General features: G+C 75.6%; 12 protein-coding genes and 1 pseudogene. 8 read left to right on the top strand and 5 right to left on the bottom strand.

What is annotated here, in order from left to right; translation table 11 throughout:
* From ABD308_RS07085 to ABD308_RS07100, 4 genes and pseudogenes are all read left to right on the top strand, one after another.
* Positions 1-1,065, top strand: a 1,065-nt coding sequence (locus tag ABD308_RS07085) for an AI-2E family transporter (RefSeq protein ID WP_344329417.1), incomplete at its 5' end; no start/stop codon positions are given.
* Between the two features lie 19 nt (positions 1,066-1,084).
* Positions 1,085-1,253, top strand: a pseudogene (locus tag ABD308_RS07090) (LysR substrate-binding domain-containing protein); the annotation flags it as partial.
* Between the two features lie 46 nt (positions 1,254-1,299).
* Positions 1,300-1,614 (top strand): hypothetical protein, encoded by a 315-nt coding sequence (locus ABD308_RS07095; RefSeq protein WP_344329424.1) that lies wholly within the window; start codon positions 1,300-1,302, stop codon positions 1,612-1,614.
* 156 nt (positions 1,615-1,770) lie between these two features.
* Positions 1,771-1,959 (top strand): hypothetical protein, encoded by a 189-nt coding sequence (locus ABD308_RS07100; protein WP_425554714.1) that lies wholly within the window; start codon positions 1,771-1,773, stop codon positions 1,957-1,959.
* On the opposite strand, the gene ABD308_RS07105 is transcribed toward ABD308_RS07100, so the two are convergent.
* Positions 1,934-3,232 carry a cytochrome P450 gene (locus ABD308_RS07105; protein WP_344329429.1) on the bottom strand — a complete coding sequence of 433 codons (1,299 nt, stop codon included), beginning with the start codon at positions 3,230-3,232 and terminating at the stop codon, positions 1,934-1,936. The two genes, ABD308_RS07100 and ABD308_RS07105, sit on opposite strands and share 26 nt — an antisense overlap.
* Positions 3,233-3,320: 88 nt before the next feature.
* Here ABD308_RS07105 and ABD308_RS07110 point away from each other — a divergent pair, with 88 nt between their 5' ends.
* Positions 3,321-3,941 carry an L-threonylcarbamoyladenylate synthase gene (locus ABD308_RS07110; RefSeq protein WP_344329432.1) on the top strand — a complete coding sequence of 207 codons (621 nt, stop codon included), beginning with the start codon at positions 3,321-3,323 and terminating at the stop codon, positions 3,939-3,941.
* A gap of 33 nt (positions 3,942-3,974) precedes the next feature.
* Here ABD308_RS07110 and ABD308_RS07115 read toward each other — a convergent pair whose 3' ends face one another.
* On the bottom strand, positions 3,975-4,502 hold the full coding sequence (locus tag ABD308_RS07115) for a universal stress protein (RefSeq protein WP_344329434.1): 528 nt from the start codon (positions 4,500-4,502) through the stop codon (positions 3,975-3,977).
* Between the two features lie 217 nt (positions 4,503-4,719).
* Between ABD308_RS07115 and ABD308_RS07120 the strand changes: the two genes are divergently transcribed.
* The 3 genes from ABD308_RS07120 to ABD308_RS07130 are packed head-to-tail and all read left to right on the top strand — an operon-like array spanning position 4,720 to position 6,456.
* On the top strand, positions 4,720-5,355 hold the full coding sequence (locus ABD308_RS07120; RefSeq protein ID WP_344329437.1) for a DUF4291 domain-containing protein: 636 nt from the start codon (positions 4,720-4,722) through the stop codon (positions 5,353-5,355).
* Positions 5,356-5,387: 32 nt separating this feature from the next.
* A complete protein-coding gene (locus ABD308_RS07125; protein WP_344329439.1) occupies positions 5,388-5,756 on the top strand; it encodes a hypothetical protein in 369 nt (122 codons plus the stop codon).
* Between the two features lie 10 nt (positions 5,757-5,766).
* Complete coding sequence (locus tag ABD308_RS07130; RefSeq protein WP_344329440.1) at positions 5,767-6,456, top strand: rhomboid-like protein; 690 nt, start codon at positions 5,767-5,769, stop codon at positions 6,454-6,456.
* Here ABD308_RS07130 and ABD308_RS07135 read toward each other — a convergent pair.
* The 3 genes from ABD308_RS07135 to ABD308_RS07145 all read right to left on the bottom strand — a co-directional run.
* On the bottom strand, positions 6,429-7,085 hold the full coding sequence (locus tag ABD308_RS07135; protein ID WP_344329441.1) for a LuxR C-terminal-related transcriptional regulator: 657 nt from the start codon (positions 7,083-7,085) through the stop codon (positions 6,429-6,431). The genes ABD308_RS07130 and ABD308_RS07135 overlap by 28 nt on opposite strands.
* Positions 7,049-8,449 (bottom strand): sensor histidine kinase, encoded by a 1,401-nt coding sequence (locus ABD308_RS07140; protein ID WP_344329442.1) that lies wholly within the window; start codon positions 8,447-8,449, stop codon positions 7,049-7,051. The genes ABD308_RS07135 and ABD308_RS07140 overlap by 37 nt, the downstream gene beginning before the upstream one ends.
* Positions 8,446-10,335, bottom strand: a 1,890-nt coding sequence (locus tag ABD308_RS07145) for a hypothetical protein (RefSeq protein WP_344329443.1), incomplete at its 5' end; no start/stop codon positions are given. The genes ABD308_RS07145 and ABD308_RS07140, both read right to left, overlap by 4 nt.

Consider the following 10,335-nt stretch of genomic DNA (forward strand, 5'->3'; position numbering starts at 1 on the left):
CGCCGTGACGGCGGCCGCGACGACGAGCGTGTCCCGCCCGGGCTGCGGACCGCCGCCGGGTACGCCTGGCGGCTGGTGGTGCTCGGCGTGGCCGCCTACCTGGCGGTCACCGTCCTCGCCCGGCTCGAACTGCCGGTGATCGCCCTCTTCCTGGCGCTGGTCATCACCTCCGTGCTGCGCCCGCCGGTCGACCTGCTGGCCCGGGTGATGCCCCGCTCGCTCGCCGTCCTGCTCTGCCTCGTCGGCGCCGTCGCGCTGGTCGCCGGAGTCCTCACCCTGGTCGGAACGACCGTCGCCGACGAGTGGGGCCGGCTGGGCGGCGAACTGCGCGGCGGCCTCGGCCGGATCGACCGCTGGCTCACCGGCGCCCCCTTCCACCTGCAGCCCGGCACGGTCACCGATCTGAAGGCCCGGATCGGCGACTTCATCGCCACCCACCGCTCGATGCTGCTCAGCACCGCCCTCAGCGGCGCCGGGCGGGCCGTCGAACTGCTCACCGGGCTGGCGCTCGCGGTCTTCTGCTCGGTCTTCCTCCTGCACTCCGGCGAGCGGATGTGGACCTGGGCGCAGCACCAGTTCCCCGCCCGCACCCGGCCGGTGTGGGAGCGGGCGGGCCACGCCGCCTGGCACACCTTCGCCGGCTACACCCGCGGCGTGCTGATCGTCGCGGCCACCAACGCCGTCCTGGTCGGCATCGCCCTCGTCGTCCTGCGGGTGCCCCTGGTCCTGCCGCTGGTCGTGCTGGAGTTCGTCGCCGCGCTCATCCCGCTGATCGGCTCCCCGATCGCGCTGGCGATCGCCTCGCTGGTCGCCCTGGCCGCCCGCGGCCCGGTGGTGGCCCTGTTGGTCCTCGGCCTGATCGTGGTGATCGGCCAGATCGAGGGCCACCTCCTGCACCCCCTCGTGCTCGGCTGGTCCGTCCGCATCCACCCGGTCGCCGTCGCCCTCTCCGTCACCGGCGGCGCCGTGCTCGGCGGCGTCCTCGGCGCCATGGTCGCCGTCCCGGTGGTCTCCGTCGCCTGGGCGGTGATCGGCGCCCTGCGCCATGACACGCCCGATGACTAGGGTGCCGCCGGGGACGGCGGCCGGCCTGGCGGACGGCGGCGTGGACGTCGCCTTCGTCCGGCTGCCGCTGCCCGACGAGGAGCGCTTCGGCTGGACGGGGCCGCCGAGGAGCCCCGTCTGGTCGCCCTGCCGACACGCAGCCGCTCGCCGCCCGCGCCGGGACCGGCTTCGCGGATCTGCTCGACGAGTGCTGTGACCGCAAAGGTTCGCCGGGTTGCCTGGCAGGATCTCCCCATGGTTGACGAGAAGCTCGGCGCGCTTGCGCAGATGATGGCAGAGCACATGGCCAGGCCGTTCCCGCCCGACTTCCGCGGCGTGGACATCGAGGGCTGGGACATGGTGATGCTCGACTCGGACGCCTATGCCTACGCCACCTGTGTCCACGAAGATCTGCTCAGCGAACAGGCCCACGCACGCCTGACGCGGCTGACGTCGGCGTTCCGGAAGGTCCTTCCGGCGATCGACGACGAGTACGCGGCCAAGTACTACACGCATCTGCACGACATGGTCGTGCTGTCTGCCGAGATCGAGAGCCGGCGCAAGAAGTAGTCCCCGCCAGGAGTGCAGCAAACCCGGTGAACCTTTGCGGTCAGAGCACGAGCCGTTCTCGCCCTCCCGCCGAGCGCCGGCCCGCCGCACGACCACCGGCTGGCCCTGGACGCCCGCGCCGGCCGCCCGCCACGCGTCGGTGCCGGGACCGCGGGCGTGGAGGAGACCTGCGAGGCCCTGATCGCGGGCCTCGGCGCCACCCGCCGCGCCCTGGCCTGGGGCCGCGAGGACGAGCACCGGCCGCTGGTGCGGGCGTACGCCGAGGCGTGCTGGGCCACCGCCACCGTCGCCGTCGCCGGAGAGCGGAGCGCCGGGCCGGTCACCAGCGGACGAGCAGACTCTTGAGCCCGTTCTGGAAGTTGGAGACCAGCCGCCTCGGCTCCGCCCCCGGGGCGAGTTCGAGGCCGGGCAGCCCGGCGACGGTCCGGCGCAGCAGGGCCGCCAGCTGGATCCTGGCGAGCTGCGCCCCCACGCAGAAGTGCGGGCCGAAGCCGAAGCTCACGTGGTCGTTGGGCGAGCGGGTGAGGTCCAGGCGGTCGGGGTCCGGGAAGACGGTCTCGTCGCGGTTGGCGGAGGCGTGGTAGACGACCACCTTCTCACCGCGCCGGATCGTCACCCCGGCCACCTCGACGTCCTGGGTGGCGGTGCGCCGGAACTCCACCACCGGCGGCCAGAAGCGCAGCAGCTCCTCCACCGCCGAGCCCGTCAACTCCGGCCGTGCGCGCAGCAGTCGGTACTGGTCGGAATGGGTGAGCAGGGAGTACAGGCCGCCGGGCAGACCGTTGCGCAGGGTCTCGTTGCCGGCGACGGCGAAGAGGAAGAACATCGTTTCGAACTCGGCGGTGCCGAGTCCGGCGTCCCGCATGCGGGCCACGATGCTGCCGGGCGGCGGCTGTTCGGCCAGCGCGTGGGCGTAGGCGAACATGTCGGCGAGCGCGGCGCGGGAGCGCGGGTTGACGGGGCGGCCGTCCGGGGTGGTGAGCGCCGTGGGGCGGTGGGAGAGCGCGGCGCGTCCCAGGTCGGTGAGGCCGGACGGGTCGGCGGTGCTGGAGTCGGCCTGGTCCGCGTCCTGGTAGCCGATCACCCGGTTCGACCAGTCGACCAGCAGCTGCCGGTCCTGGTCCGGCACGCCCAGGATCCGGGCGAGGGTCCAGACCGGCAGGTCGGCCGCGAGCGGCACGAAGTCGGCCTCGCCCAGCGGCCGGACGGCGGCGATCAGGTCCGCCGCGCGCGCCTCGATGGCGGCCGTCAGCTCACGCAGCGCCCGTGGGGTGAAGGCCGCCGCGACGATGCGTCGCAGCCGGGAGTGGTCCGGCGGGTCCTGGTTGAGCATCATGGCGCGGGCGAAGTCCAGGTCGGCCGCGCAGTCGGGGTCCCGGATCTGGGTGGCGCCCAGGTGCGAGGAGAACAGCCCGGGCGACCGCAGCACGTGTTTGACGTCGGCGTGCCGCAGCACCGCCCAGTACCCGGGGCCGGCCGGCCACTCCCCCACCGGCGGCTCCTCGACCCAGCACACCGGGGAGGCCGCGCGCAGTTCGCGGAACAACTCGTAGGGCACGCCCCCGGCGTAGGTCCCGGGGAGGAAGATCCGGTTCGCACGAGCCTGGTCGACCGCCATACCGCGCGACCGTACGCGACCGCGCGGCGGCCCACCAGAACCCGGGTGGCGTCGCCCGTCCGCCGCCGGGATCCCGTAGGGTCGGCCAATGGCGAAGTACTTCGACGTTCACCCGGAATCCCCGCAGCCGCGCACCATCGGCACCGTGGCCGACAGTCTCAGGTCCGGGGCCCTCATCGCGTACCCGACCGACTCCTGCTTCGCCCTCGGGTGCCAGCTGGACAACCGTGACGGCCTGGACCGGATCCGGTCGATCCGGCGGCTCGACGAGCGCCACCACTTCACGCTGATGTGCGTGGACTTCGCGCAGCTGGGGCAGTTCGTGCAGCTCGACAACAACGTCTTCCGCGCCGTCAAGGCCGCCACCCCGGGCAGCTACACCTTCATCCTGCCCGCCACCAAGGAGGTCCCCCGCCGGCTGATGCACCCGAAGAAGAAGACGGTGGGGGTCAGGATCCCGGACCACGCCGTCACCAGGGCACTGCTCGCCGAGCTCGGCGAGCCTCTGGTCTCCAGCACCCTGCTGCTGCCCGGCGACGATGAGCCGATGACCCAGGGGTGGGAGATCAAGGAGCGCCTGGACCACGTGCTGGACGCGGTGGTGGACTCCGGCGACTGCGGCACGGTGCCGACGACGGTCGTCGACTTCTCCGGGGGCGGGCCGGAGATCGTCCGCCGGGGCGCCGGCGACGTCACGCGCTTCGAGTGACGCCGCCGGGCGCGGCCGGGGCGCTCATGCCACTCAGGCGGCGAGGTCGGTGAGTTCGCGCAGGTCGACGCCCCGGCGCAGGGCGCGCAGGTCGGCCTGGAGGTCGGACGGCGGGACGGCGAGCACGGTGCAGCGGGCGTGCGCCAGGCAGTAGCGGCTCACCGAGCCGCCCTGGAACAGCCGGCGGACCGTGGTGCGCAGGGCGCCGTGCCGGCCGGCGCCGACCACCAGCAGGTCGTCCGGGCGGTCGGCCAGCGAGGTCAGCGCCGGGCCGACCTCGCCGCGCACCACCTGGGGCTCGACCCGGACGCCGGCCGGGAGGCCGCCGAACGCCTCGTCGAGGGCCTGGTCCATGCGGGCGTCGGCCAGCTCCTGCCAGGCGCGCAGCAGCGACGGACAGGGGCGCAGCCGGTAGTTGTGCTCGCCGCCGGCCGGCGTCCAGGCGAGCACCGGCACCAGGACGGCGCCCCGGTCACGCGCCTCGTCCGCCGCCCGGTGCAGGGCGGTCAGGCTGTGCAACGATCCGCTGACTCCGACGATGACGCGCGCGCCGTCCGACATGATCCTTCACTTTCCGATGTTCGATCCACTGAATGCTTATGGATTATGGTTCCACAGGGCGGATAGGCCTGCAAATCGAAGGCTTTAACTGTATATGGCCTTGCATCGCACGCACGCATCCGAGGTGCGCCTCCGATGCGTGCGGGTGATGCGCGTGTCCGGCCGCCGGGCCGAATTCGGTGGCGGAGCCCGCCCGCTCCGGTCCACCCTGGGCGGCATGATCGCCGCACCGACCAGCACCGCGCCGCACGCGCCGCACGCGCTGGAGCCCCGCCACCGCATCCGCGCCGTCCACACGGCCACCACCGTGACCGTCTACCAGGCCTACCGGCCGGAGATCGGCGTGGCGGCGGCGCGGGACGGGCGTTTCCCCGCGCAGTGGAAGCGCGACCGGATGACCTGGATCAAGCCCTCGTTCCTCTGGATGATGTACCGCTGCGGGTGGGCCACCAAGGAGGGGCAGGAGATTGTGCTCGCCGTGGAGATCGACCGCGCGGGCTTCGCGTGGGCGCTGGAGCACGCCTGCCTCGCGGGCTACCAACGCGGGCTGCACCCGGACCGGGTGACCTGGCAGCGTTCGCTGAGGCGGGCGCCCGCCCGGGTGCAGTGGGACCCCGAGCGCGACCTGCACCTGCGCCCGCTGCCGTACCGCTCGTTGCAGCTCGGGCTGACGGGCGAGGCGGCGCGACGGTACGCGGACGAGTGGACGGTGTCCATCACCGACGTCACGCCGCTGGCCCAGCGGATCCAGGCACTGCTGCGCGACGGCGGCGTGGACGCCGCCCGGGCGCTGCTGCCGGACGAGCGGCCTTACCCGGTGGCGGAGGGCGCGCTGGCCCACCTCGGCGGGTGACCGGCGGGGGGCGGGCGGCATACGATCACGGGGTGACCAAGCCTCGTGATTGCTCGCCGGCGGCCGCCGCGTCGGCCTGCTCGTCCACCTGGGCGTCCTACGCCCAGGACTCCGTGCTGTCGATCGGGTCGGCGGGGTCGGTGCTGTCCATCGGATCGGCGGGGTCGGTGCTCTCGATCGGCTCGGCCGGCAGCGTGCTGTCGATCGGGTCGGCCGGCTCGGTGATGTCCGTGCTGTCCGCCGGATCGTGGCTGAGCGTCGGCTCGCTGCTCTCGGCGAACTCCCGCTGGTCGGTGCTGTCCTGGCGATCCCGGGGCGGGCTGCTGGCGGCCGGCGCGGTGGTGCTCGCCACGGGCGCGCTGGTCGCCGGCGGGGCGCGTCCGCGACGCCGCGCCCGGTAGGGGGCGAGGGGTGCTGCCACGGCCGCCCGCCGCGCGCCGGCTGCTGCCGCTCCTGCGCAATCCGGCGTTCTGGTACGTGACCGCGCTGGCCGCGATGTGGCCGGTGCTGCGGCTGCTGCCGGCCGATCGGGTGTGGGCGCTGCGCGCATGGGCGTCGACCGACCTGGGAAATCTGCGGCCCTGGCCGGACGGTCACCCCATCGCCTCGCTGACGGTCTCGGCGTTCGTCCCGCAGGACACCGTGTGGGTCTGGCCGGTGTTCGCGCTGTCCGTCTTCGCGGTGGTCGGGGCGCTCGGCGCGCGGCGGGCGGTGGCGGTGCTGGCCCTGGTGCAGGTGACGGCGACCGCGCTGGCCGAGGGGCTGGTGTGGTGGCGGATCGAGCACGGCGCGCTGCCCGCCGAGGCGGCGCACGCCCTGGACACCGGCCCGTCCTACGTGGTGGTCGCGGCGCTGACGGTGGCGGCGTGCCGGGCCCGCCCGGTGTGGTCGCGGGCGGTGTGGCTGGTGCTGCTCGCGGGGGCGGCGCCCAACCTGTTCGGCGGGGTCGCGGACGGTCAGGTCGCCGCCGTGGGGCACCTGGTGTCGCTGCTCGCGGGGCTCGCCGTCGCGGCCGCGCACCGGCTGGGGCTGCCGCCGGTCGCCCGCCGCACCGCCGCACGGGCCTCGTCGGTTCAGGCCGAACGGGTCCCGTCGAGGTAGGCGAGCACGGCCAGCACCCGGCGGTTGTCGTCGTCGGAGGCGCCGAGGCCCAGCTTCGCGAAGATGCCGGAGGTGTGCTTGCTGACCGCGCCCTCGCTGAAGTGCAGCCGCTGGGCGATCGCGGCGTTCGAGCGCCCCTCGGCCATCATCGCCAGCACCTCCCGCTCGCGCGGGGTGAGCAGCGCGAGCGGGCGGTCGTCGGCGTTGCGGGCGAGCAGCCGGGTGATCACCTGCGGGTCCATCACGGTGCCGCCGGAGGCGACGGTGCGCAGCGCGTCCATGAACTGCCCGGCGTTGGAGACCCGGTCCTTGAGCAGGTAGCCGACCGCCCCGGCGCCGTCGGCGATCAGCTCACGCGCGTACAGCTGCTCGACGTGCTGGGAGAGCACCAGGACGGGCAGGCCCGGCCGGGCCCGGCGGGCCGCGAGGGCGACCTGGAGGCCCTCGTCGGTGAAGGTGGGCGGCAGCCGGACGTCGACCACCGCGACGTCCGGGCGGTGCTCGGCGAGCGCGGCGGCGAGTTCGGGTCCGCTGCCGACCGCCGCGACGATCTCGTGCCCGTGGGCGCCGAGCAGGAGGGACAGGCCGTCCCTCAGGAGGTAGAGGTCCTCGGCGAGGACAACGCGCACGGTAGCTCCATGGTCAGCCGGGTCGGTCCGCCCGGGGGGCTGACCAGCGTGAGCGTACCGTCAAACGCGGCCAGCCTGCGCTGGATGCCGCGCAGGCCGGTGCCCCGGCCGGGGTCGGCGCCGCCCCGCCCGTCATCGGTGACCTCGGCGCGCAGCAGCCCGTCCACGTGGACCAGGTCGACGGCGGCGTACCGCGCGCCGGCGTGCTTGACCGCGTTGGTCAGGGCCTCGCTGACCGCGTAGTAGACCGCCGACTCGACCGGGGACTCCGCCCGGCCCGGCAGCTCGGCCCGCACGTCGACGCGCAGCGGCACGTCCAGGGCCAGGGCGCGCAGCCCCTCGGCCAGGCCGCGCTCGGCGAGCACCGGCGGGTGGATGCCGCGGACCAGGTCGCGCAGCTCCTGGAGCGCCTGGGCGACGTTCTCCTGGGTCTCCGTCACCACCGTCTTCGCCCGCGCCGGGTCGCTGTCGATCAGCGCGGTGACCGCGCCGAGGCGCAGGCTCACCGCGACCAGCCGGGCCTGGGCGCCGTCGTGCAGGTCGCGCTCGATCCGGCGCAGCTCGGCGGCCTGCGCCTCGGTGACCTCCAGACGGGTCTCGGTCAGCTGCTCGACCCGGCGGGCCAGGCGGGAACGTTCGGTGGGGCCGAGCAGGACGCGGGTCCACCGGCCGTGCAGGCGCAGCGCCGGGCGGGCCAGGGCCGGGCCGGCGGCGGCCAGCGCGAGGCCGAGGACGGCGGTGAGGCCCGGGTCGCCGTCGAGCAGGGCCCGGGCGGGGCCGAGGTCCGGTGCGGGCAGCGGCAGGACGGCGTGCCCGAAGGTGTAGAGGCCGGCGGCGAGCAGCAGCGGCGGAGTGGCGGCGAGGAGGCCGCCGAGCGCCGGGTTCAGCACCACCCAGAGGGCGTCGCGCCAGGTCGCCGGGTCCTTCCAGAGCCAGCGCAGGGTGCGCGAGACGCTCGCGAACCAGCGGCGCCGCTGGTAGTCGTGGCCGGTCCAGAACCAGCCGTGCAGGGTGCGTTCGAGCGCCGGGCGCGGCAGGTACGGCGGCGGTACCGGCACACCCGACCAGCGGCCGGCGTAGGCCCGGGCGAGGCCCGCCGCCGCCCGGGTGAGCCGGGTGGTGGCGGGGAAGAGGAAGAAGACCCCGAGGCCGAACCAGAGCACGAAGCCGCCCAGGACGACCGCCAGCAGCACCAGTTCGGCGGGCAGGACGGCCGTCAGCACCAGCAGCCGGCCCAGAGCGGCGGCGCGGCTCGGTGACGCGGCGGGGACGCGGCTCGGCGGGGTGCCGGGGGCACGGCTTGGTGACGCGGCGGCGGCGCGGCTCGGCGGGGTGCCGGGGGCGGCGGGCGTCGTGTGGTTCACCGGGCCTCCGGACGGTGATCGGACGGTCTGGGCGGGGGCGGGCCGCCGGGGTGACGGGCCGCCGCCCGGTCATGGTCCCAGCTCCGCCGGCGGGGCCTGGTGGCCGGGGCGGCACGGCCAGGGTCTCCGGGATCGCCCGGACGGTTGAGCACGTGCGCCGCCCGCAGACCGAGCGCGCCGAGCAGGATGAACGCCACCGCGAGCGGTATCCCCACCGCCTTGGGCAGGTAGAGCGCCAGGAACCAACCGCGCGCGGAGGGCACGAACAGCGTCATGGCCAGCGCGACCAGGCCCTGGGGCGCGACCAGCAGCACACCGCCGGTGGTCAGCAGGCCGACCGCCACCGACCGTCCGCGCGAGAGCCCGGTCGCCGCCGGACCCGCGTCCGCGGCCCCCTGGAGGGTGGGGCGGAGCCCCCTGTGCAGCACGTCCAGCAGTTCCGGGCCGCGCGCCTCCAGCCGGCGCCGGGCGGAGCGGCCCAGCGCCCATGTGCACAGCGCACCGGTGAGCAGGCCCGCCGGCACCCCGGCCCAGCGCAGCGGCGCGCTGGACAGCAGGGTCCCGGCCAGCACCACGCCCGCCGCCGGCAGGGCGGCCGGCAGTTGCAGCCAGAACGCCGCCAGGCCCTGGGCGCGGACGTGTTCGGCGCTCTCGTCGGCGAGGTCGTCCAGCGGGCCGCCGCCGGGGCGGTCGGGCGACGGGGCGGCGGCGGACACCGACATCAGCGGGATCAGCCCGGCCGCGGCGCCGAGCACGGCCGGCAGCACCGCGAACACCCACGGCCGCACGGCGCCCGGGGCGACCGGCAGCGCGGCCAGCGTCAGCAGCAGCGCCACCGGGGCGGTGACCAGCAGCCAGGCGGCCTGCCGGGCCCGGACGTCGGCCCGTGCCGCACCCGGCACCACCAGGGTCAGCCAGAGCGCGCCCGCGTCCAGGCCGTACAGGTTGACGCAGAACGCGCCGGCGAACAGCGCGGCGACCACGCCCGCCCACGGCAGCAGCACGTCGTAGCCGTCGAGCAGCGGGAGCAGCGCGGTGAACACGCCCGTCCAGAACGCGGTCCGCAGGAACCGGGCCCGGCGCGGGTCGCGCCGCCAGAGCAGCAGCTCCTTGCCCAGCACCGCGCCCGCCGGAGTGTCGGGGAGCAGCCGTCGCCCGACGCGGGCGGCGACCGGACGGGCCCGGCGCCCGCCACCGCGCACCAGTTGGCGGGCGAGCAGTGCCGCCCAGGCGGTCAGGAGCAGCCCGCAGACGCCGGCCAGCCCGCCGAGCGCCGCGGCGGCCGTCACCCAGTCCGCCCGGCGGGCCGCGTCCACCGCGACCACCGTCCAGCCCGAGGGCAGCGCCCGCAGCGCGGTGGCCGTTCCGGCCGCCCAGTCGCCGCCGCCGAGCCGGGCCAGGAAGCCGAGCGCGAACCAGCCGGAGTTGAGGCAGGCCATCACCAGGCCGACCAGCAGGGCGGACAGCTCCCAGCCGAACCGGTGGCGCAGCACACCGCCCAGCACCTGCGGCATGACCTTCGCCAGCAGCACCACGAAGAGCAGTTGGAGCAGCACGGCGGGCACCGCGACCAGCGCCGCCGCCGGGCCCTGGCGGGCACCGTAGAGGAGCAGTCCGCCGAAGGCGACCAGCGCCAGCAGCGGGGTGACGCCGACGAAGGCCGCGCCGAGCAGCCCGACCGCCAGGCCGCGCGGGCGCATCGGCACCATGGCGAACCAGGCCGGCCGCAGGGTGGCGTCACCGCCGGTGACCAGCGGCCCGAGCGCCCACCCCAGGCTCCACAGCAGCTGGGCCAGCGCCAGCACGCCGAACCCGGCCTCGGGCGTGGCGTAGTCCGCCAGCCCGAGCAGTGCGGTGCCGACCGCGCCGGCCCCGCCGGCCACCGC

Origin of the sequence: Kitasatospora putterlickiae (genome assembly GCF_039527695.1) — a bacterium.
Classification (GTDB): Bacteria; Actinomycetota; Actinomycetes; order Streptomycetales; family Streptomycetaceae; genus Kitasatospora; species Kitasatospora putterlickiae.

Coding starts and splice junctions, on each gene's coding strand:
- ABD308_RS07095 (WP_344329424.1), top strand. CDS start 1,300: ATGGTTGACGAGAAGCTCGGCGCGCTTGCGCAGATGATGGCAGAGCAC.
- ABD308_RS07105 (WP_344329429.1), bottom strand. CDS start 3,232: ATGGCGGTCGACCAGGCTCGTGCGAACCGGATCTTCCTCCCCGGGACC.
- ABD308_RS07110 (WP_344329432.1), top strand. CDS start 3,321: ATGGCGAAGTACTTCGACGTTCACCCGGAATCCCCGCAGCCGCGCACC.
- ABD308_RS07115 (WP_344329434.1), bottom strand. CDS start 4,502: ATGTCGGACGGCGCGCGCGTCATCGTCGGAGTCAGCGGATCGTTGCAC.
- ABD308_RS07120 (WP_344329437.1), top strand. CDS start 4,720: ATGATCGCCGCACCGACCAGCACCGCGCCGCACGCGCCGCACGCGCTG.